At 67.5% G+C, this 20,550-nt stretch carries 18 protein-coding genes and 2 tRNA genes; 5 read left to right on the top strand and 15 right to left on the bottom strand.

Going from position 1 to position 20,550, the window contains the following annotated elements:
- Window positions 1-61: 61 nt before the first annotated feature.
- The 3 genes from argS to IEV87_RS06545 form a co-directional block, all read right to left on the bottom strand.
- Window positions 62-1,807, bottom strand: a complete 1,746-nt coding sequence (gene argS / locus IEV87_RS06555; protein WP_188476850.1) for an arginine--tRNA ligase — start codon at window positions 1,805-1,807, stop codon at window positions 62-64.
- A 68-nt stretch (window positions 1,808-1,875) separates the two neighbouring features.
- On the bottom strand, window positions 1,876-3,021 hold the full coding sequence (locus tag IEV87_RS06550) for an MFS transporter (RefSeq protein WP_188476849.1): 1,146 nt from the start codon (window positions 3,019-3,021) through the stop codon (window positions 1,876-1,878).
- A 51-nt stretch (window positions 3,022-3,072) separates the two neighbouring features.
- A complete protein-coding gene (locus tag IEV87_RS06545) occupies window positions 3,073-4,149 on the bottom strand; it encodes a 2'-deoxycytidine 5'-triphosphate deaminase (RefSeq protein ID WP_188476848.1) in 1,077 nt (358 codons plus the stop codon).
- A gap of 356 nt (window positions 4,150-4,505) precedes the next feature.
- Here IEV87_RS06545 and IEV87_RS06540 point away from each other — a divergent pair, with 356 nt between their 5' ends.
- A complete protein-coding gene (locus IEV87_RS06540; RefSeq protein ID WP_188476847.1) occupies window positions 4,506-5,654 on the top strand; it encodes a thiolase domain-containing protein in 1,149 nt (382 codons plus the stop codon).
- A complete protein-coding gene (locus tag IEV87_RS06535; RefSeq protein ID WP_188476846.1) occupies window positions 5,651-6,040 on the top strand; it encodes a Zn-ribbon domain-containing OB-fold protein in 390 nt (129 codons plus the stop codon). The genes IEV87_RS06540 and IEV87_RS06535 overlap by 4 nt, the downstream gene beginning before the upstream one ends.
- A 131-nt stretch (window positions 6,041-6,171) precedes the next feature.
- On the opposite strand, the gene IEV87_RS06530 is transcribed toward IEV87_RS06535, so the two are convergent.
- From IEV87_RS06530 to IEV87_RS06500, 7 genes are all read right to left on the bottom strand, one after another.
- Window positions 6,172-6,248 (bottom strand) — tRNA-Pro (locus IEV87_RS06530).
- Window positions 6,249-6,322: 74 nt separating this feature from the next.
- Window positions 6,323-6,943: a MerR family transcriptional regulator gene (locus IEV87_RS06525; protein WP_188476845.1), complete on the bottom strand. Its 621-nt coding sequence runs from the start codon at window positions 6,941-6,943 to the stop codon at window positions 6,323-6,325.
- A 14-nt stretch (window positions 6,944-6,957) separates the two neighbouring features.
- A complete protein-coding gene (ihfA, locus tag IEV87_RS06520; protein WP_188476844.1) occupies window positions 6,958-7,260 on the bottom strand; it encodes an integration host factor subunit alpha in 303 nt (100 codons plus the stop codon).
- A 134-nt stretch (window positions 7,261-7,394) separates the two neighbouring features.
- Complete coding sequence (locus IEV87_RS06515; RefSeq protein WP_188476843.1) at window positions 7,395-8,369, bottom strand: beta-ketoacyl-ACP synthase III; 975 nt, start codon at window positions 8,367-8,369, stop codon at window positions 7,395-7,397.
- Window positions 8,366-9,490 (bottom strand): phosphate acyltransferase PlsX, encoded by a 1,125-nt coding sequence (gene plsX / locus IEV87_RS06510; protein ID WP_188476842.1) that lies wholly within the window; start codon window positions 9,488-9,490, stop codon window positions 8,366-8,368. Before plsX ends, IEV87_RS06515 begins: the two co-directional genes overlap by 4 nt.
- Window positions 9,491-9,517: 27 nt before the next feature.
- Window positions 9,518-9,724 (bottom strand): 50S ribosomal protein L32, encoded by a 207-nt coding sequence (gene rpmF, locus IEV87_RS06505; RefSeq protein WP_188476841.1) that lies wholly within the window; start codon window positions 9,722-9,724, stop codon window positions 9,518-9,520.
- A 189-nt stretch (window positions 9,725-9,913) separates the two neighbouring features.
- A complete protein-coding gene (locus tag IEV87_RS06500; protein WP_188476840.1) occupies window positions 9,914-10,489 on the bottom strand; it encodes a YceD family protein in 576 nt (191 codons plus the stop codon).
- Between the two features lie 108 nt (window positions 10,490-10,597).
- Between IEV87_RS06500 and IEV87_RS06495 the strand changes: the two genes are divergently transcribed.
- The 3 genes from IEV87_RS06495 to IEV87_RS06485 all read left to right on the top strand — a co-directional run bounded on the left by IEV87_RS06495 (window position 10,598) and on the right by IEV87_RS06485 (window position 13,956).
- Window positions 10,598-11,077, top strand: coding sequence for an outer membrane protein assembly factor BamE (locus IEV87_RS06495; RefSeq protein WP_188476839.1), 480 nt, complete (start codon window positions 10,598-10,600; stop codon window positions 11,075-11,077).
- A gap of 121 nt (window positions 11,078-11,198) precedes the next feature.
- Window positions 11,199-11,936, top strand: a complete 738-nt coding sequence (locus tag IEV87_RS06490; RefSeq protein WP_188476838.1) for a GNAT family N-acetyltransferase — start codon at window positions 11,199-11,201, stop codon at window positions 11,934-11,936.
- Window positions 11,937-12,138: 202 nt separating this feature from the next.
- Window positions 12,139-13,956 carry an ABC-F family ATP-binding cassette domain-containing protein gene (locus tag IEV87_RS06485; protein WP_188476837.1) on the top strand — a complete coding sequence of 606 codons (1,818 nt, stop codon included), beginning with the start codon at window positions 12,139-12,141 and terminating at the stop codon, window positions 13,954-13,956.
- Window positions 13,957-13,962: 6 nt separating this feature from the next.
- On the opposite strand, the gene IEV87_RS06480 is transcribed toward IEV87_RS06485, so the two are convergent.
- The 5 genes from IEV87_RS06480 to IEV87_RS06460 all read right to left on the bottom strand — a co-directional run bounded on the left by IEV87_RS06480 (window position 13,963) and on the right by IEV87_RS06460 (window position 20,046).
- Window positions 13,963-15,060, bottom strand: a complete 1,098-nt coding sequence (locus IEV87_RS06480; protein ID WP_229737448.1) for an AbrB family transcriptional regulator — start codon at window positions 15,058-15,060, stop codon at window positions 13,963-13,965.
- Window positions 15,061-15,083: 23 nt separating this feature from the next.
- Window positions 15,084-15,157 (bottom strand) — tRNA-Gly (locus tag IEV87_RS06475).
- 37 nt (window positions 15,158-15,194) lie between these two features.
- Window positions 15,195-15,881, bottom strand: a complete 687-nt coding sequence (locus tag IEV87_RS06470) for a choice-of-anchor E domain-containing protein (RefSeq protein ID WP_188476836.1) — start codon at window positions 15,879-15,881, stop codon at window positions 15,195-15,197.
- 182 nt (window positions 15,882-16,063) lie between these two features.
- Window positions 16,064-18,109, bottom strand: a complete 2,046-nt coding sequence (locus tag IEV87_RS06465; protein WP_188476835.1) for an ASKHA domain-containing protein — start codon at window positions 18,107-18,109, stop codon at window positions 16,064-16,066.
- Between the two features lie 98 nt (window positions 18,110-18,207).
- Window positions 18,208-20,046, bottom strand: coding sequence for a SurA N-terminal domain-containing protein (locus IEV87_RS06460; protein WP_188476834.1), 1,839 nt, complete (start codon window positions 20,044-20,046; stop codon window positions 18,208-18,210).
- Between the last annotated feature and the right edge of the window lie 504 nt (window positions 20,047-20,550).

Raw genomic sequence — 20,550 nt, 5'->3', positions numbered from 1 at the left:
ATGCCGCGCGAGTTCTCCCGCTGCGGATCCTTGACTGCTCGACCCGGTCGTGGCGGTGCGGTTAGCGCATCTCGTCCACGGGGGTTACGCCAAGGATAGCAAGACCAGCGGAAATGACAACGGCCACGGCACGCGGAAGGGCCAGTTTTGCCTGCGTCGCGGCTGCGTTGCCTTCCTGGAAGAAGCGCAGATCGTGACGTTCGTTGCCCCGGTTCCACAAGGTATGGAAGTCGCCGGCCAGTTCATAGAGGTAGAAGGCCACCCGGTGCGGTTCGTTCGTGCGCGCCGCGATCTCCACCAGCCGGGGCCATTCGGCCAGCTTCTTGGCGACTGCAAGCTCCGCCTCGTCGCTCAGCGCGGCGAGATCGGTCGCGGCAAGCGTGGCGTCGTCATGGGCGATCCCGGCTTCGGCCGCCTTGCGCATGACAGAGGAGACGCGGGCATGGGCATACTGCACGTAGAACACCGGGTTCTCGCGGCTCTGCTCCAGCACCTTGTCGAAATCGAAGTCGAGCGGTGCGTCGTTCTTGCGGGTCAGCATGACGAAACGGGTCACGTCCGGCCCGACCTCGTCCACCACGTCGCGCAGGGTGATGAAGGTGCCGGCGCGCTTGGACATCTTGAACGGCTCGCCGTTCTTGAACAGCTTCACCAGCTGGCAGAGCTTGATGTCCACCGGCACACGCCCGTCCGACAGGGCCGAGACCGCCGACTTCATCCGTTTGACATAGCCGCCGTGATCCGCGCCGAAGACGTCGATCAGCAGGTCATACCCGCGCGAGATCTTGTCGTAATGATAGGCGATGTCGGGCGCGAAATAGGTCCAGGAGCCGTCCGACTTCATGATCGGGCGGTCCACGTCGTCGCCGTGGTCGGTTGAGCGGAACAGCGTCTGTTCGCGCGGCTCCCAGTCCTCGGGCACCTTGCCCTTGGGCGGTTCCAGCACGCCGCGATAGATCAGGCCCTTGCCCTTCAGGTCGTCGATCGCGGCCTCGATCTTGCCGGTGCCGTAAAGCGATTTTTCCGAGAAGAACCGGTCCATCTTCACGTTCAGCAGGGAGAGATCCTCGCGGATCAGCTCCATCATCGCCTCGGTCGCGAAGTCGCGCACCTCGGCCAGCCAGTACTGTTCGCCCTTGTCGACGAACTCGTCCCCGACCTTGTCCTTCAGCGCCTCGCCGACCGCGATCAGGTAGTCGCCGGGATAGGTGCCGCCTTCGAACACGACCTCCTGCCCGTGGGCTTCGAGATAGCGCAGGTAGACCGACCGCGCGAGCACATCGACCTGCGCGCCGCCGTCGTTGATGTAGTATTCGCGCGTAACGTCATAACCCGCGTAATCGAGCAGGGAGGCCAGCGCATCGCCGAACACCGCGCCCCGCGTGTGGCCGACGTGAAGCGGGCCGGTCGGGTTGGCGGAGACGTATTCCACGTTCACCTTCAGGCCCTGGCCCATGTCGGAACGCCCGTACTGCGGTCCGTCCGCCAGCACCGCGGCGATCACGCCGGCCCAGGCCTTCGGGTCGATCCGCAGGTTGAGGAACCCCGGTCCGGCGACCTCCGTCGAGGTGATGCGCGGGTCGGAGCCGAGCTTCGCGGCGAGCGCCTCCGCGATGTCGCGGGGCTTCTTGCCGGCGGGTTTGGCCAGCACCATGGCGGCGTTGGTGGCCATGTCGCCATGCCCCGCGTCGCGCGGCGGTTCCACGGTCACGGCGCTGAGGTCCAGCCCGCCGGGCAGCGCGCCTTCCGCCATCATGGCGTTCAGGGCGTCGGTCACAGCGCCACGGATATCGGCAAACAGGTTCATCGGGGCCGTCCTTTCGATCGCTGCGGGTTTATCACGGAGGGGCGGCGCGTCAACGGGGCCGGTTGCGCCTATCCCCGCGCCGGTGCCACATCCCGCGCGGTCAGGCTCTCTACCACCGCCGCCGCCACGCAGAGCGCCGAGAGAAGGTTGCACAGCATCAGACCGCCCGCGTCATAGACCGGACGGAACGCCAGCGCGCCCCCGGTCACAGCCAGGTAGGTCACGGCGGAGTTCAGGCCCAGCACCGCGCCCCTCTGCGACGCGTCCAGTCCGGCGAGCCGCGACACCACGAAGTTCAGCCCGAGGTGCTGCGCCACGCCCCAGACCAGCGCGACGACCACCAGCGCCACGAAGACGGTGCCGACGACGGCCTGCGCGAGGTAGACCGCCGTCAGGCCGGAGAAGGCGACCATGCCCGCAACCCGCGCCGGCAGGCGGTCGACATACCTGTCGATCAGCGCCGCCAGCCCGAACCCGGTCCCGTAAAGCAGCGTGACCAGCCCCGCGCCGTCCGTGCCGAGACCAAGCGCGTCATGCACATGCGCGCCCATGAAGGCGTAGGTGCCGTAGAAGCCGAGCATCAGCGCCCCGGCGGCGAACAGGCCCCGCCCGATGCCCGGTACGCGCAGCGCCGTGAGCGGGGAGGTCGGGCGCGCGCGGGACATGTCGACAGTGATGTCGATCCGGTGCATCGCGATGAAAACGGCAACAAGGGCAACGGCAAGTACAGTGTAAACCGAACGCCACCCGGCCCACTCCGCGAGGAAGCCGGAGGCCGCGACTCCGCCGACCAGCGCCAGCGTCCAGCCCGACAGGACAAGGCCCATTGTGCGCTTTTCCTCTCCCTTCGGGCCCAGTTGCGGGGCCAGGGCGTAGATCGACGGGATCGCCATGCCCGCGCCGATCCCGCCGAAGGCCTGCGCTAGCGCCAGCATCAGCAGCGAGGAGGCGAACACCGACGCCACCATGGAGCCGAGCAGGATCAGCACCGACTGGTAGAGCGCCCGGTGCGGTCCGATCACGTCCGCCCTCGGCGCCAGGAACACCGCCGAGATCGCCGTCGTCAGCCCGTAGGCGGCGGCGGCCAGCACCATGTCCGCCGGATCGCCGCCAAGGTCGCGCGCAACCGCCCCGGTGATCGGCGCAAGCACCATGGAATTGGCCCCGACCACGGCGATCGCGGCGGTCAGCAGGAGGATGGGTCTGGAAATCATATAATTCGGATCAGTCTGTTAGGGGGCAAAGCTCAGGCTGTGAGAGAGGTTCTAACCGCTCCGGAAATGCTTCGCCAGCTTGAGCCCCTGACCCTGATAATTCGACGCGATGCCCGCGCCGTACAGCGTCTCGGGCTGCTGTGCCATGCGTTCGTAGAGCAGACGTCCCACGATCTGCCCGTGTTCCAGCACAAAGGGCGCCTCGTGGCAGCGCACCTCCAGCACCCCGCGCGATCCGGCGCCGCCGGCCGCGTCGTGACCGAAGCCCGGATCGAAGAACCCGGCGTAATGCACGCGGAATTCGCCGACCATGGCGAGGTAGGGCGACATCTCTGCCGCATGGTCGGGCGGAATGGTCACGGACTCGCGGCTGACGAGGATGTAGAAGGCGCCGGGGTCGAGGATGATCCGCCCTTTGTCCGTCCGCACGCGATCCCAGTATTCCGTGGGATCGTAATGGTTTATCAGGTCAAGGTCGATCACCCCGGTATGCGGCTTCGCGCGATACCCGACCAGCCCGTCCTCTCCCGGCGTGAGGTCGACAGAGAAACCCAGCCCGTCCTCGATCACCGGCATGTCCGGCACCAGCGGCACCCGCTGATGCAGCAGGCGCAGGTCCTTGTCCGACAGCCGCGCCTCCCCGGCGCGGAACCGGATCTGGTTCAGCCGCATGCCAGGCCGGACGAGGACAGAGAAGCTGCGCGGGCAGATCTCCGCATAGAGCGGGCCGGTGTAACCGCCCGGGATCCGGTCGAATTCCGTGCCGCCGTCGACGATGGTCCGGGTCAGCAGGTCCAGCCGCCCGGTCGAGCTCTTGGCATTAGCGACCGCCTGCACGCCGCCCGGCAGGCGCAGCGATTCCATCAGCGGCACGACATAGACGCAGCCCTTTTCCAGCACCGCCCCGTCGGAGAGGTCGATGCGGTGCATCTCGAACTCCGCCAGCCGGTCCGCCACCGTGCGGCCCGCGCCGGTCAGGAACGACGCCCTTACACGGTAAGCCGACGTGCCGATCCTGAGGTCGAGGCTCGCCGGCTGGATCTGTTCCTCGGTGATGGCGGGGCTGCCGGAGATGTCGCCACGCGCAATCATCTCGCGCAGGTGCTGGCTGGGAATGATGCCGGTCATGGGGTCTCCTGAAACTCGCGGGCCACGTTACGCCGGGGTTGTGGCAAAGGGAAGGCGGGTCGGGGTGATGCGCTGGTGCGCCGGTGCGCCGCAAGCGGGAGAGAGACGGGTTGGACGGTTTGGGTGGCAGAAGGCATCATCCTCGGACTTGATCCGAGGATCTCCCCGGTCAGAGATCCTCGGATCAAGTCCGAGGATGACGGATGGGAGGGGTGGATAGACCTCCCCTGGTCAAGCCCGAGGATGACGGCGCCCGGACACCGGTCCCCCGACAACTACATGCATTCGTCATGCAAATGCGCTGGACACCAATTGACCCGCCGGTAAGATAACTCGACAAACAGGAGGAGACAGCCTTGACCATCAAGGGCGTGGCCAGCATCGTCGGCATTTACGAACACCCCCTGCGCATCGCGCCGGACACTTCGACCCCCCAGCTTCACTATGAATGCGCCCGCGGCGCGCTGGCCGACGCGGGCCTGACGTTCGAGGACGTGGACGGCTATTTCTGCGCCGGGGACGCGCCTGCCGTCATGTCCATGGCAGACTACATGGGGCTGACGAACCTGACCTATTTCAACGGCACCGACATCGGCGGCGCCTCCTACATCGCGCATCTGAACGAAGCCGCCGCCGCCATCGCCATGGGCCGCTGCAAGGTGGTTCTCGTCACGCTGGCCGGCCGACCCCGCAGCGAGAAACCGCAGCCCCGCCCGCAGGGCGCCGAAGCCGGGTGGGAAACGCCCTATGGCGGGTCCCCGCCCAACATCTACGCGCTGGCCGCGCATCGCCACATGCATGAATTCGGCACGACTTCCGAACAGCTGGCCTGGATCAAGGTCGCCGCGTCGCATCATGCCCAGTACAACCCGCATGCCATGCTGCAGAACGTCGTGACGGTGGAGGAGGTCGTGAACAGCCCCATGGTCGCCGATCCGCTGCACCGGCTGGACTGCTGCGTCGTCTCCGAAGGCGGCGGCGCGTTCATCGTCACCACGCCCGAGATCGCGAAAAGCCTGGGCAAGCCCGACGTCCGCCTGCAGGGCGCGGCGCAGGCGATCAAGGGGCAGAACGGCGGCAAGATCGATCTGACCTGGTCCGGCGCGGTCCATACCGGGCCGAAGGCGATGGAGGAGGCGGGGGTGAAGCCGTCGGACTTCAAGTACGCCTCGATCTACGACAGCTTCACAATCACCGTGCTGATGCAGCTCGAGGACTGCGGCTTCTGCGAGAAGGGCAAGGGCGGGGCGTTTGTCGCCGACGGCAACCTGATCTCGGGGCAGGGGAAGCTGGCCTTCAACACAGATGGCGGCGGGCTGTGCAACAATCACCCCGTCAACCGTGGCGGCCTGACCAAGGTGCTCGAGGCCGTGCGCCAGCTGCGCGGCGAGGCCCATCCCAGGGTCCAGGTCCCCGACTGTCACCTCGCCTTCGTCACCGGCATCGGGGGGACGCTGGCCGTCCGCCACGGTGCCGCCTCCGCCGTTCTGGAGCGCATCGCATGAGCTACGACCAAATCCCCGCCCCCGCCATCAACCCCGAGAGCAAGCCCTTCTGGGACGCCGCCGCCGAGGGGAAGTTCCTGCTGCGCCGCTGCCCGGCCTGCAAGGAGGCGCATTTCTGGCCCCGCACCATCTGCCCGCTCTGCCACAAGGCGGATACGGAGTGGGAGGAAAGCCCGGGAGAAGGCACGATCTACACCTGGACGGTGATGCGCAAGTCGCCGCGTGGCCCCTTCGCCCTGGCCTATCTGGAGCTGGACGAAGGCCCCCGTGTCTACGTCGAATTCCGGCCCGAGGATCATGACGCGCTGGCCATCGGCAAGCGGGCGAAGATCATGTTCCACCCGGTGAAGGACGACAAGCCGATGATGTTCGCGCAACTGGTCTGATCCGGAAACCCGTGGAGGGGCGCAGCACGCCGCCCCTTCATCTTGCTCCAAGTACTCCCGCCGGAGGCGACCGAAGGCACCGCCCGCGCCCTCCGGACACGGGTACCGTCGTCGATTTTCATGTGATGAAATGGTCGGGCTAGCAGGACTTGAACCTGCGACCTTCCGTCCCCCAGACGGACGCGCTACCAGGCTGCGCTATAGCCCGACGGTCCGGCCTACATACCGCAATTCGACACGGGGACAAGGGGCAATCTGCCCGGAGACGGCGTTTTCCGCGCCTCAGGCGTTCTGCCGGGACAGCCATCCGGACAGCCGCTGTTGCAGCGCGGCAATCTCGGCGCGGGCCGGGTCGGGCAGGGGGGCCGTGCGGGTCAGCAGGGCCGACAGGACCAGCGGGCGATTTGCCGGCGGGACCCGGGCCGCCGCGGGTGCAGGGGTCGCCGCAACCGGGGCCGGAACAGCGACCGGAGCAGCCGCCGGCGCCGCCACATCGGGCGCCGTTGTCGCCGCGGCCGCACCGTCGGCGGGGGCGGAAACGGCGGCGGGGGCAGCCTCTGACGCCTCGGCCTCTTCCTTCGCGCGTGCCCGGCTGTCCATGGCGTCGCGCACGGCGGCGGTCAGGTCGTCCAGCGGTTGCGAGAGGGCGGAGACATGGGCGATCCCCTTGTCCCGCAGAAGCTTCTGCACGCCCTTGATGGTCATTCCGTCGTCATGCAGCAGCCGCTTGATCCCGCCCAGCAACTCCATGTCCGAGGGGCGGTAATAGCGCCGTCCGCCAGCCCGCTTGACCGGCTTCACCTGCGAGAACTTGCTTTCCCAGAAGCGCAGCACATGGGCAGGCGTGTCCAGCCATTCGGAGACTTCCGAGATGGTGCGGAACGCATCGGCGGATTTGGCCATGCCGGAGGAACCCCTCAGCCGCGGTTGCCGTCGGCGACGCGGTCCTTCATCAGGTGCGACGGACGGAAGGTCAGAACGCGGCGGGGGCTGATCGGCACTTCTTCGCCGGTCTTGGGATTGCGCCCGACACGGGCCGCCTTGTCGCGCACCGAAAAGGTGCCGAAGGAGGAAATCTTGACCTGTTCCCCCGCCACAAGCGCGTCGGACATGTGCGAGAGAACGGATTCAACAAGTTGCGCGGAATCGTTGCGGGACAGGCCGACCTCGCGGAACACCGCCTCGCTCAGGTCCAGCCGCGTCAGTGTTTTCTCGCCCATGGCAGTCTCTCCCTCGTGCCGCGCGTTTGGGCGCGCGGTCCCGTTCTCGTTCCGGCATCCTGCGGCAGGGATTTTTACGAGTCAATATCAACCACTTGGCCGACGGGACGTCAGGGAGTGCCGGAACGGCCGGCTTACCAGCGCAGCACCACCGCGCCCCAGGCCAGTCCGCCGCCGATCGCCTCGGCCACCAGAAGCTGTCCGGGCGTGATCCTGCCCTCGGAAACGCCGACCGACAGGGCCAGCGGAATCGACGCGGCAGAGGTGTTGCCGTGGTCCTGAACGGTGACGATCACCTTCTCCATCCCGACGCCCATCTTCTTTGCGGTGCCCTGGATGATGCGGATGTTGGCCTGATGCGGCACGATCCAGTCGACCGATTCCGCACCAAGATTGGCCTTTTCCAGCGCCTTGTGTGCCGTCGCGGCCAGTTTTTCGACCGCCTGCCGGAACAGCGGATTGCCCTGCATCCGCAGCTTTCCGGCGGTGCCCGAGGTGGACACCCCGCCGTCGACGTAGAGCATGTCGCGGTACTGCCCGTCCGAATTCAGGTCGACGGAGAGGATTCCCCGGTCGTCGGAATGCCCGGATCCGGTCCGCGCCTCCAGCACCAGCGCACCCGCGCCGTCGCCGAACAGCACGCAGGTCGACCGGTCTTCCCAGTCCATGATGCGCGAAAACGTCTCTGCGCCGATGACGAGGACCCGTTCGGCCTGACCCGACAGGATCATCCCGTTGGCATTGGCCAGCGCATAGATGAACCCGGCGCAGACCGCCTGCACGTCATAGGCGAATCCCCGTGTCATGCCGAGGCCCGCCTGCACCATCGTGCCCACGGAGGGGAAGGTGAGGTCGGGGGTGGAGGTCGCCACGATCACCGCGTCGATGTCGTCGGGCCTGAGCTCTGCCATGGCCAGCGCGGCCTTGGCCGCGTGAACCGCCATCTGGCTGGTCGTCTCGCCCTCGGCCGCGAAATGCCGCCGCTCGATCCCCGAGCGGGTCCGGATCCATTCGTCAGACGTGTCGAGGGTTTTTTCGAATTCGCTGTTTTCGACAACCCGCGCGGGCAGGTAATGCCCGATCCCGGTTGCCACGGCGCGCACAGTCATTCTGCCACCTTGGTTTCTTCGGCGGCATCCTGTTCCGGGATCGCGGCGGATGCAACCCGTGCCCGGATTTTAGACGTCAGGTCCTGCTGCGCCAGCTGGAAGGCCAGCTTCACCGCCGCCGCCACGCCGGTTGCATCGGCCGACCCGTGCGATTTCACCACTGTTCCGTTCAGGCCGAGGAACACCCCGCCGTTCACCCGGCGCGGGTCGATCCGCTTCTGCAGCCGCCGCATGGAGGTCAGCGCCAGCAGCGCCGCGATGCGGGAGAGCGGGGAAAACTTGAACGCCTCTTTCAGCAGGTCGCCGATCAGCTTCGCGGTGCCTTCGCCGGTCTTGATCGCCACGTTGCCGGTGAAGCCGTCGGTCACAATCACGTCGCAGCTGTCGCCGGGGATGTCCCCGCCTTCGACAAAACCGACGAAGTCGAAGCCGCCGCCCGGCGCCGCCTGTTCGATCAGGTCATGCGCGGCCTTGAGCTCTGCCCGGCCCTTGTTCTCTTCGGTGCCGACGTTGAGCAGGCCGATACGGGGCCGTTCCAGATGCATGCCATTGCGCGCATAGGAGGCGCCCATGATCGCGTATTGCAGCAGGTCCTCTTCGTCCGCGCGCACATCCGCGCCCACGTCGAGCATCACGTTGAACCCGGACGGATTGCGCGAGGGCCAGAGCACCGCGATCGCGGGCCGGTTCACGCCGGGGATCTTGCGCAGGCGGATCATCGACAGCGCCATCAGCGCGCCGGTGTTGCCGCAGGACACGGCCACCGTCGCCTCACCGTCGCGCACGCAGTCCAGCGCCGACCACATGGAGGTGTCCTTGCCGTGCCGCATCACCTGGCTCGGCTTGTCCTCCATCCGCACCACGCCGGTGGCGTCGCGAATCTCGCAGCGCCCGCGCAGGTGCTTGCGGCGGGTGACCAGCCGCGACAGTTCGGCCTTGGGGCCGTGCAGGATGAAGGCGATGTCGGGATTCTTCTTGGCCGACCGCGCGATGCCAGCGACAACGGCATTCGGGCCGCGGTCACCCCCCATGGCGTCCACGGAGATGACAATGCGGCCCGGTCTGGCCGGAACCGAAGTTCCGGTCGAGGGTCCCGCTGGCGTCTGACTTATGTCGCTCATGCGGGTGTGCCCGAAGGTTCTGAGGGCTTACGCCGCGTCGTCGTCCAGGTCGATCTCGTCGGCCTGCGCGATCACTTCGCGATCGGCATAGGTGCCGCAGGACGGGCAGACGTGATGCGGGCGCTTCAGCTCACCGCAGGACGGGCATTCATTCGGGTTGGCAGCCACGAGTGCGTCATGGGCGCGACGGTTGTTGCGCCGGGACTTCGAGACTTTGTTCTGTTGGACAGCCATGTCGCAACCTTTGCAGTTTTAGGGCCCTGGTGGCGCGCAGCCGGCAGGGCCGGGCCACGGGATCAGGGCCGAGTTTCGTCTGATGCGAGGCTCATAGTCGGTGAAGGCCCACGCATTCAAGGTCAAATCGGATGAGCGCGCGAAAATACTCCACAATCTCCGAAGCGCAAGCGATTCGTTCTCCCGCCCCTAGTCTTCGTCGCCGGGTTTGCCAAGCTTGTCGCGCAGGGCGGCAAGGCCGGCGAAGGGCTTCACATCCTGATCCGCAAGCGGTTTCACACCGGGCGCGGCGAACTGCTGGTCCCCGGCCCCGACCCCGTCGGCACGCGGGTAGAGCGGCAGGGCAAGCGCCAGCGCCTCCTCCATCACCTCAGCCAGATCGACGGCGGCGGGCAGGGGTTCGAGGCTGTCATCCTCGGGAATCGGGGTGCCGTCGCCGTCGGCGTCGCGCGCGGCCTCGGCCTCTGCCGCGTCGAAATCGGGGGAATAGCGGCGCACCACCTCCTCCTCGATCCGGGTGGTGACGGGGGCCAGCGTGACAACGCAGGGCTGCACCACCGTCGCGCCAAGCTGCGCCGAGAGCCGCCAGCCGCGCTTTCCCTCGGGCGTCAGCGCACCGGCAAAGCGCAGCTTGCGCAGGTCGGACAGGCCAAGCCGGTCCCTCAGCGCCTCCGTATCCTCCGGGCGCAGGTCAAAGCTCAGACCCTGCCGGTCGTTCAGGTCGGCCAGCCGGTAGACGGTCTGCGGCGCGGGCGTATCAGCCATGACGGCGATCCTTTCTTGAACCGGGGCAAGAAGTTGATGTAATCGGGATAGAAGCCGCGCCCGCCGCTGACAAGAGGGGCGATCCGGCAAGGGAATTCGGGGGGCGACATGGCCGAGCAGAATGAAGGAGTGGCGCGCCACGCGGCGCGGGCGATCCGGAGCGTCGTCTTCGGCCTTGCTCTCCTGTCGCTGGCCGCCTGTGTGGAGCGCATCCGCGCCCATGGCTATGTCCCTGACGAAGAACAGCTTTCCCAGATCACCGTGGGTGTCGATACCCGCGATACCGTCTCCGATGTGCTGGGCGCGCCCTCGACCTCCGGCCTGATCGACGACAGCGGCTATTACTACATCCGCTCCAGTTTCCGCCACTTCGGGCCGACCGAACCCAAGGTGATCGAGCGCGAGGTCGTCGCCGTCACCTTCGATTCCGGCGGAGTCGTGCAGAACATCGAACGCTTCGGCCTGCAGGACGGGCGCACGGTGGTCCTGTCGCGCCGCGTGACCGACATCGACGGACGCAACAATGGCCTGCTGCGCAACCTGCTGCGCAACCTCGGCCGCTTCGACCCGGCATCGGTCCTGAACTGAGACCACGGCGACACGCGCGCGCCGCCGACCCGGCGCGCGTCATCAAAGTGATACATCTTGCGGGCATCACCCGGGCAACCTACCTTATCTCCGTGGATCAGGCGCAGGAGAGGTGCCCGATATGCTGTCGCTCAAGAAAGGTCGCTACCGCGCCCGTCCCGCCGACTCCGACGACGACATCCGTGCCGCGCAGCGCCTGCGCACCCTGGCCTTCCGCGGCGACGCCGACGCCGAACTTGACGCCGACGCCTTCGACGCCCTCTGCGACCACATTCTCGTGGAGGACACCCGTACCGGCGCCCTCGTCTGCTGCTTCCGCATCCTGCCGCTGACCGGCGGGACCGAGATCGCCAAGAGCTACTCCGCCCAGTATTACGAACTCTCCGCGCTCGAATCCTTTACCGGCCGCATGGTCGAAATGGGCCGCTTCTGCATCGACCCCGCCCTGAAGGACCCCGACATCCTGCGCGTCGCCTGGGGCGCGATGACGGCCTATGTCGACGAGACGGGGGTGGAGATGCTGTTCGGCTGTTCGTCGTTCCACGGCACGGATGCGGAGCAGTACCTCGATGCCTTCGCCATGCTCAAGGAACGTCACCTCGCGCCGAAACGCTGGCTGCCCAAGGTCAAGGCCCCCAAGGTCTTCCGCTTTGCCCAGAAGCTGCGCCGCAAGCCCGACGCGAAGCTCGCCATGCTGCGGATGCCACCGCTGCTGCGGACCTATCTCCTCATGGGGGGCTGGGTCAGCGATCACGCGGTGGTCGACAGCCACATGAACACGCTGCACGTCTTTACGGGACTGGAGATCAACGCCATCCCGCCCGCCCGGAAACGCCTGCTGCGCGCGACGGCGGGCTGAGGGCGCCTCCGGCGGGGATATTTGGAGCAAGGCGAAATGCATTTCGCTTTGCTGAAACGCGCAGCGCCTTCGTCTTCGACGCCGTCGGACGACGCGCAATCCCGCGGCTGGCTGCCTGGGAGTGAGGCCGGAGGCCGGGGGCAAAGCCCCTGCCATCAAACCCCACTTGACGCCGCCAACCCGCCCGCGTAGCGGAGGCGCCATGGCCCGCACACCCCTTCTCCAGTTGAACGACATCGCCCTGACCTTCGGCGGCGATCCCGTGTTTTCCGACCTCTCGCTGGTCGTCCAGCCCGGCGACCGGCTGGCGCTGGTCGGGCGCAACGGATCGGGCAAGTCGACCCTGATGAAGGTCATGGCGGGTCTCGTCGAACCCGATAGCGGTGAGCGGATCGTGACGCCCGGCACCTCCGTCGGCTACATGGAGCAGGAGCCGGACATGACCGGTTTCGCGACGCTAGGCGATTTCGCCGCCGCCCGGCTGGACCCGTCGGAACATTACCGTGTCGAGATGGCCTCCGAAGGGCTGAAATTCGACCCCGCGCGCCCTGTGGAAACCGCCTCCGGTGGTGAACGCCGCCGCGCCGCGCTGGCCCGGCTGATGGCCGAGGCACCGGAGCTGATGCTGCTGGACGAACCCACCAACCACCTGGATATCGAGGCGATTGCCTGGCTGGAGGCCGAACTGTCCCAGACCCGCGCCGCCTTCCTCCTGATCTCCCACGACCGCGCCTTCCTGCGCGCGCTGTCGAAAGGCACGCTCTGGATCGACCGGGGCGCGGTGCGCCGTCAGGACGAAGGCTTTGCCGGGTTCGAGGCCTGGCGCGACAAGATATGGGAAGAAGAGGACATCGCCCGCCACAAGCTGGACCGCAAGATCAAGGCGGAGGCGAAATGGGCGGTCGAGGGCATCTCTGCCCGGCGCAAGCGCAACCAGGGCCGGGTGCGCGCGTTGCAGGACCTGCGTGAAGAACGGGCCGGCCAGATCCGGCGGCAGGGCACGGCGGCGATGGACCTCGCCTCGGGCCAGAAATCCGGTCGTCGCGTCATGGAGGCCGAGGGCCTGACCAAGCGTTTCGGAGACCAGACCATCGTGCAGGGGCTCGACCTGCGTGTCATGCGCGGTGACCGAGTGGCCTTTGTCGGCCCGAACGGCGTCGGCAAGACCACCCTCATCAAGCTGCTGACCGGAGAGATCGCCCCCGATGCGGGCCGCGTCACGCTTGGCACCAACCTGCTGACGGCGGTTTTCGATCAGACCCGCTCCGCGCTCGACCCCGACCAGAGCCTCTGGGAGAACCTCGTCGGCGACAAGGACATGCGCGTGTCGGGCCAGGCCGATCAGGTGCTGGTGCGCGGCCAGCCCAAGCATGTGGTCGGCTACCTAAAGGAGTTTCTCTTCGACGAACGGCAGGCCCGCGCGCCCGTCCGTTCGCTCTCGGGCGGCGAAAAGGCGCGGCTGCTGCTGGCGCGGCTGATGGCGAAGGAGAGCAACCTCCTGATCCTCGACGAACCGACAAACGATCTGGATGTCGAGACGCTGGATCTGCTTCAGGAACTGCTGGACGACTACGACGGCACGGTCCTTCTGGTCAGCCACGACCGGGACTTCATCGACCGCGTCGCCACCACCACCGTCGCGATGGAGGGTCAGGGCCGGGTCGTGCCATACGCCGGCGGATGGAGCGATTATCAGGCGCAGCGCACCGCTCCGCCCGAGGCCGGTCCGGCAGAAACGAAACCGGCGCAGAAACCTGCCGCCCCGGTGGACCGGAAGCCGGCGCGGGACGCGGCGCTTTCCTTCACCGAACGTCACCGGCTGGCCGAACTGCCGGGTGTCATCGACCGCCTTGGCGCGGAGATCGCGAAGCTGGAGCAGTTCCTCTCCCAGCCTGATCTCTATGCGAAGGAACCCGTCAAGTTCGCCAAGGGGACGGAGGCGCTGGCCGACCGCCAGCAGGCGCTCGCCGCGGCGGAGGAGGAATGGATGATGCTGGAGGAGAAGGCCGAGGCCTCCTGACCGCGTTCAGCCCCTGTCCATCCGCCGCGCCGCCCAGGTCAGCACGAAGACCGTCAGGATGATGCGGTAGACGTGGTGCAGCGTCACGAAGGCCGGGTTGGCGTTGAGCGACAGCGCGATCAGCGCCATCTCCGTCACCCCGCCGGGCGCGAAGGAGGTCAGCAGCACGTCCACCGCCTCGCCGGACAGCGGGTGGAGCGCCAGTGCCATCGCCGTGCCGATCAGAAGCATCGCCCCCACGGTCAGGGTCGCAAGCCATGCCCCGCGCAGCAGCATGGCGGGGCGGATGCCGGTGAACCGCGTGCCGAGCGTGGTGCCGATGACGATCTGCGACGCCGAGAGGGTCCAGTTCGGCAGGTCCAGCACCGCCAGCCCGCTCAGCGTCACCAGCGCGCCAAGCAGCAGCGGCCCCATGAGCTGCGCCGCCGGCAGGTGCAGCCTGAACCCGCCATACAGGCCAAGCCCCACGACCAGCGCGGCGACCGGCAGATGCTCCAGCCCCGTGCCCTCGGCCACGAAACGCATGCCGCCGGAGGATCCGACCGGATGGCCGACATAAAGCGACATGCCGATCGGCAGCAGGGTCACCACGAAGATGATCCGCAGGAACTGCGCAAGCATCAGCTGCCGCATGTCAGCGCCGGTCTGTTCGCCGAACAGCATCGCCTCGTACAGCCCGCCGGGAGAGGCGGAGAACAGTGCCGTCGGATGATCGTACCCGCCGACCCGGCGGAAGATCAGGTAGTTCACCCAGAAGGTAAGTGGCACGAACAGCGTCAGCGCGGCGAAGGAAAACGCGGCGCGGGGCAGGGACATCAGCACCTCGGTCGTGATGCGCGTACCGATGGTCATGCCGATCACCGCGATGAAGATCGCGCGGAAGGTGTCGTTGAACTTGAACCCCGGCGGCAGCAGCGCCCGCTGCGGATCGCGCACCACAAGTTCGGACACCTGCGTGGCCAGCGCCACCACGATCAGGCTGCCGAGGATGAAGGGCAGGGGCAGTCCGACAGCCTGCGCCGCAAGCCCGCCGAGGGCGCCAAGAAGGATCAGGCCGAGGTGAAGGAGGATCAGTCGCGGGTTGATGTTCGGTCTGGAGATCACGCGCGAAACGATCCGGGGCGGATTGGAGCGGGTGAAGGGAATCGAACCCTCGTCGTCAGCTTGGGAAGCTGCTGCTCTACCATTGAGCTACACCCGCGAGGTGCCGCCACGCTTAGGTGAAGCCCGCCGGGCGGTCAAGCGGCTTTGCGTGCCCGCCGCCGCCCCAGAACGCCGAACCCCGCCACCGCCGCGCCAAGCAGCAGCGCCGTGGCCGGAAGCGGCACCGCGGCGGCGTCGTAGGTATAGGTTACCTGCGCGACAAGGCTGGTCGCGCCGGGCAGGAAGACCGCCTGACCGGCCGCGGCCGGAAGCAGGCTGTCGGCCCATGTCATCTGCCCGGGCCCGGTGAAATCGGCCAGCGTCAGTGCGATATCCTGCACAACGGGCGAGAAAATCAGGAGGTTCGGCGCCGGAGTCTCCACGTCGATGGCAAAGCCGATCAGGTCGGTGACCGCGCTGAAGCGCCAGTTCATGGTCATGCTCACCGCGCTGCCATAGCCGCCCTGAACCAGCGGGATGGTGGTGCCGCTTACGGTGTAGACATCCACGACCGGCGGCGTCGCTCCGGCAGAGAGAATCGACAATCCTCCCAGGGAAAACGTTGCAGTCGTCGGCAGGGTCGGCTCCGGGCCCGGAAACATCGTGAAACCGACCGGCGTCGTCCGCGTCAGCACCAGATCGACCTGAGTCAGCGTGCCGAGCGTGGCATCGAAACGGTCGAAGGACAGGGACCCGCTGCCGCTGGCGACCTGAAACACGGTGCTCGCGGCGGCGACATGGGGAAGGGCAATCAGGGCGAGGGCAAGAAGCAAACGGCGCATGGCAATGACTTTCGATAAAACTGAATGAAGTCTGCGCGCTTTCCCTCTGTCAGGCAACAGGAAAATCATTCAGCGTCGGCCCGCCCCGGCGCAGCTCGTGCGGCGACGTTGCGGCTCTGGATATTTATGGCAAGGCGAAATCGCATTCATCTTGCTCCAAATATCCCCGCCGGAGGCTCCGGTCAGCGCCGTTTGCGTCTCCGCCCGCCCGAGGCACCGTCGCCGGAATTGAACGACACCGCGGGCAGGTCGACGATCTTCGACAGCTCAGGAAAGGCATCGACCGCATGCGGGATCGCGTTGGCGGCGACGAAATGCTCCTGGAACCGCGGGGCGATGGCGGTCTCGATCTTGGTGATCTTCGTCACGCCCTCTTCGACCTGCCGCCGCGCCGCGACGGAGCAGAGCGCCATCCGCGCGCCTGTCCCGGCGGCGTTCCCGGCGGAGCTTACATGATCCAGCGGCGCGTCGGGGATCATCCCCAGCACCATCGCGTGCTTTGGCGAGATATGCGCCCCGAACGCCCCGGCCAGAACCACGCGGTCCACCCGGTCGGCCCCGCGTTCGTCCATCAGCAGCCGCGCGCCTGCGTAAAGCGCGGACTTCGCCAGCTGGATCGCCCGGATGTCGCCCTGCGTAACGGTGATGCGCGGCCCGCCCTCGGCGCTGCCGTCGTGGATCAGGTAGGCATGGGTCCGTCCCTCGGGCTGACTGCGCGGCGTGCCGGTCTGTTCCGCCGATCCGATCAGGCCGGAGGGGTCGAGCAGCCCGGCCATGCGCATCTCTGCCACCGCCTCAATGATGCCCGAGCCGCAGATGCCGGTCACGCCGGTCTGTGCGATGGCGGCGGCAAAGCCCGGATCGTCGGACCAGAGATCGCTGCCGATCACGCGGAACCGCGGTTCCTTGGTGGCCGGGTCAATCTCCACCCGTTCGATGGCCCCGGGCGCGGCGCGCTGGCCCGAGGAGATCTGCGCGCCCTCGAACGCCGGCCCGGTCGGAGAGGAGCAGGCCAGCACGCGGGTCCGGTCGCCAAGCAGGATCTCCGCGTTCGTGCCGACGTCGATGACCAGCATAAGCTCCTCCGACAGCTCCGGCGCGGTGGCGAGCGACACCGCCGCCGCATCCGCGCCGACATGGCCGGCGATGCAGGGCAGCAGGTAGGCGCGGGCACGCGGGTTGATCGTCGTCAGGTCGAGGTCCGAGGCGGGCAGGGACAGCGCCCCGGACACCGCCAGCGCGAAGGGCGCCTGACCCAGTTCGGTCGGGTCGATGCCAAGCAGCAGGTGGTGCATGACCGGGTTGCAGACCACCACGGCCTCCACGATCAGCGACGGGTCGATCCCGGCCTCCTCGGCCAGCGCCCCCGCCAGATCGGCCAGCGCGCCGCGCACGGCTTCGGTCAGTTCCTTTTCGCCGCCGGGGTTCATCATCACGTAGGAAACGCGGGACATCAGGTCCTCGCCAAACCGGATCTGCGGGTTCATCAGGCCGGAGGCCGCCTTTACCTCTCCGGTCTCCAGATCCGTCAGATGCGCCGCGATGGTGGTGGAGCCGAGATCGATCGCCAGCCCGAAAAGCCCGCCTTCGTGCAGCCCCGGCCAGATCTCCAGCGCATGCGGTGCCGCGCCGGTATGATCGCGGTAGACCGCCACCGTGACCTGCCAGCCGCCCTTGCGCAGCGCGCCCTGCAGCTTGCGCAGGAAGGACGGATCGGCGGTAAGCCCCGTGACCTCCCACTGCTCCGCAAGCGCGGCGGAGAGCCGTTCGAAATCGCCCGAGGGCTCGTGCATGTCCGGCTCCGCCACCTCGACGAAGAACAGCCGGGTGGCCGGGTCCATGACCATGGGGCGGGTGTCAGCGGATTTGCGGATGACCTGCCGGTGCACCTGGCTTTCGGGCGGCACGTCCAGCACCACGTCGCCCATCACGCAGGCCTGGCAGCCAAGCCGCCGCCCCTTGGGCAGCCCACGCTTGTCGTCATACCGCTGTTCGACCGCGTTCCAGTCGGACAGCGCGCCCTCGCGCACCGTGACGCCGTGCTTGGCGAACTCCCCGTAGGAGGGCGTGACCTGGCATTTGGAACAGATCCCCCGCCCGCCGCAGACGGAGTCGAGATCGACACCGAGCTGGCGCGCCGCGGCGAGCACCGAGGTCCCCGGAGCCACCCGCCCGCGTTTCCCCGAAGGGGTGAAGATGACGAGGGGCTGGTCGGTCGGATCGGACATGGCGGCTCCGCGGGCGATGATGGCGCGAGACTAGGCCGCCCCCGTCGCGCCGCAAAGACCGCAGAGCGACGCGGCGGGGGCCGGGACCGGCATCCGCGCTACTGGAAGTTGGCGTTGACCGCGGCGATCGCGGACTGGTCGATTTCGGCCCCGGCCCGGATGCGCACATCCTCTGCGAAGGCGCGGTAGAGGTCCTGGGCCAGCGAATTCTGCATCTGCTGCTGGATGTTGTTGCGCAGGCCTGCGGTTTCCGGATCTTCGGGGTTGGGCGGCAGCACTTCGTCCAGACGTGCGATCAGCACGGCGCCGAAGCCGTCGATCACCGCCATGTCGCCTTCCTCCATATCGAAGATGCGGGCCGCGAAATCGTCCGGCGCGCCAAGTACGGTGCCGTTGCGGGTCAGCGCCTCCTCCGTGTTGACCTCGAGCCCGAGTGACGCGAAATCGGCGGCCTCGGCCAGCTTGCCCATGTAGTCGGCGGCCAGCGTGCGCAGCCGTTCCATGGTCTGACGGGTCTCCCAGATCGCGTTGACCCGTTCGCGCACGTCCTCAAAGGGGGCGGGTTCGGGGGCGATGACCTCGTCCAGACGCATGGCGTAGATCGTGCCATCGGAGAGCTGGGCGATTTCGGGGTAGTCGTCCTGGGTAAGCGCCTCGGCGGCCTCGTCAAAGCCCTCGTAGGCGGCGATACCTTCGTTCTGACCCGGTGCCCAGTCGATCGTGCCGAGCGTCAGGTCGCTGTCGGCGGCCAGTTCTTCCAGCGTCGCGCCGGAGGCGAGCAGGTCCTCGGCCGGTTCCGCCTCACCGGCGATGCGGCGGCGGGCGCGGTCGGTGGCGACCTCTGCCCGCAGTTCGGGCAGCGCGTCCTCGTAGGATGTGGTTTCGGCAGCGAGAATGCCGTTCACGCGGAAGAAGGCGGGGCCGAGATCGGTGTCGATCGGGCCGACCACGTCACCGGACTGCGCCGCAAAGACCTCTTCCCCGGCCGCGCCCAGATCGGCCTTGGACACGTCGCCCATGTCGATGTCGTTGAGGTCGAGCCCACGGTCCGCCACCAGCTTTTCGAAATCCGACGCACCGCTGTCAAGCTGGTCCTTCGCCGCCTGCGCACGGCCCTCGTCGGCATAGACAAGCCGTTCGACCAGCCGCCGTTCGGGCCGGTTGTAGTCCGCGGCGCGCGCTTCGTATTCGGCGCGCAGCAGGTCCTCGTCCACCTCGACCTGGTCGAGGATCATCTCGGGGGTGAGCCAGGCATAGGTGATGCGCTTGATCTCGGGCCGGGTGAAATCGGCGATACGTTCGTCGTAAAGCGCCTTCAGATCCTCTTCCGACGGCGTCAGCGTCTCTTCGGGCAGCAGCGTGGAGTCGAGCCGCACCCAGGACACCCGGCGGCGTTCGGACACATAGGTCAGGATCGTGTCGATATAGCTGTCGGGCAGGGACTTGCCCGATACCACCGCCCCCTGCACCAGCGCGCGGGAGGTTTCGCGGCGCAGCCCGCGTTCGAATTCGGATTCGCTCATCCCGACGCGGTCGAGCGCGAACTTGTAGCTTTCCCGGTCGAACTTGCCGTCGATACCCTTGAAGGCGGGAATGTCCTGCACCTGCTTGGCCACGGTCGTGTCCCCGACCGACAGGCCGATGCGGTCGGCTTCGTCGTCGACGGCGGCCTCGCTGATGAGCCGGGCGAGCACCTGTCGGTCGATGCCGGCGGACTGCGCCTGTTCGAAGGAGATCGCCTGACCCGCCTGCGCCTCGAGCGCGCGCAGTTCATTCTGCAGCGCGCGGCCATATTCGTTCGGGGTGATGTCCCGGCTGCCGACCGACGCGACGGAGCGCAGGGAGCCGGTAAAGCTGGTCGCCCCGAAGCCGCCAAGCCCGAGGATCAGCAGGCCCATGAGGACCCACATTGCGGTATTGCCGCGTTTCTTCGCCATCTCTGCCAGGGCCTCCGGTCTGCGCCGCGTCTGGATGCGGCTTTCTTGCGGTCCGTGTCTAATGGGCCCGGGGCAGCGGGGCAAGGGGGGCACCGTACGGTGGTCGGGGGTGCTGGCGGTGCCGGATGTTTCGCTGTCCGGGGGCGGGAGGTGGTCGGGTCGGGTCCGGGGATGACGGGGCGAGGGGGCGAGTGCGGCCGGTGCGTGAAGGGAGTTGTGGTAGTGCGTCATCCTCCGGCTTGACCGGAGGATGTCGTGGTTTGGGGCGAGACGGGGAGATCCTCGGATCAAGTCCGAGGATGACGGAGCGCGGGGCGAGGATGACGGAGCGTGGGGCGAGGGAGGAGCGTGGCGGGGGAGCGGAGCGTGCGGGAAGGAAGGAACACGGCGGGGAGCGTGGCGGGGGAGGAAGGCGGATCGGATGACACCCGAGCCGCGTCATCCTCCGGCTTGACCGGAGGATCTCCGGCCCTTCGGCGCGTCACGACCGGGAGATCCTCGGAT

Source organism: Primorskyibacter flagellatus, from assembly GCF_014638275.1.
GTDB classification, from domain to species: Bacteria; Pseudomonadota; Alphaproteobacteria; order Rhodobacterales; family Rhodobacteraceae; genus Pseudooceanicola; species Pseudooceanicola flagellatus_A.
Note: the sequence above shows the minus strand (reverse complement) of the source record. Positions and strands in the feature narration are given on the sequence as shown.

Excerpts from the sequence above, each read along its gene's own strand:
- argS (WP_188476850.1), bottom strand. The coding sequence starts at position 1,807 with ATGAACCTGTTTGCCGATATCCGTGGCGCTGTGACCGACGCCCTGAAC.
- IEV87_RS06550 (WP_188476849.1), bottom strand. The coding sequence starts at position 3,021 with ATGATTTCCAGACCCATCCTCCTGCTGACCGCCGCGATCGCCGTGGTC.
- IEV87_RS06545 (WP_188476848.1), bottom strand. The coding sequence starts at position 4,149 with ATGACCGGCATCATTCCCAGCCAGCACCTGCGCGAGATGATTGCGCGT.
- IEV87_RS06535 (WP_188476846.1), top strand. The coding sequence starts at position 5,651 with ATGAGCTACGACCAAATCCCCGCCCCCGCCATCAACCCCGAGAGCAAG.
- IEV87_RS06525 (WP_188476845.1), bottom strand. The coding sequence starts at position 6,943 with ATGGCCAAATCCGCCGATGCGTTCCGCACCATCTCGGAAGTCTCCGAA.
- ihfA (WP_188476844.1), bottom strand. The coding sequence starts at position 7,260 with ATGGGCGAGAAAACACTGACGCGGCTGGACCTGAGCGAGGCGGTGTTC.
- IEV87_RS06515 (WP_188476843.1), bottom strand. The coding sequence starts at position 8,369 with ATGACTGTGCGCGCCGTGGCAACCGGGATCGGGCATTACCTGCCCGCG.
- plsX (WP_188476842.1), bottom strand. The coding sequence starts at position 9,490 with ATGAGCGACATAAGTCAGACGCCAGCGGGACCCTCGACCGGAACTTCG.
- rpmF (WP_188476841.1), bottom strand. The coding sequence starts at position 9,724 with ATGGCTGTCCAACAGAACAAAGTCTCGAAGTCCCGGCGCAACAACCGT.
- IEV87_RS06500 (WP_188476840.1), bottom strand. The coding sequence starts at position 10,489 with ATGGCTGATACGCCCGCGCCGCAGACCGTCTACCGGCTGGCCGACCTG.
- IEV87_RS06495 (WP_188476839.1), top strand. The coding sequence starts at position 10,598 with ATGGCCGAGCAGAATGAAGGAGTGGCGCGCCACGCGGCGCGGGCGATC.
- IEV87_RS06490 (WP_188476838.1), top strand. The coding sequence starts at position 11,199 with ATGCTGTCGCTCAAGAAAGGTCGCTACCGCGCCCGTCCCGCCGACTCC.
- IEV87_RS06485 (WP_188476837.1), top strand. The coding sequence starts at position 12,139 with ATGGCCCGCACACCCCTTCTCCAGTTGAACGACATCGCCCTGACCTTC.
- IEV87_RS06470 (WP_188476836.1), bottom strand. The coding sequence starts at position 15,881 with ATGCGCCGTTTGCTTCTTGCCCTCGCCCTGATTGCCCTTCCCCATGTC.
- IEV87_RS06465 (WP_188476835.1), bottom strand. The coding sequence starts at position 18,109 with ATGTCCGATCCGACCGACCAGCCCCTCGTCATCTTCACCCCTTCGGGG.
- IEV87_RS06460 (WP_188476834.1), bottom strand. The coding sequence starts at position 20,046 with ATGGCGAAGAAACGCGGCAATACCGCAATGTGGGTCCTCATGGGCCTG.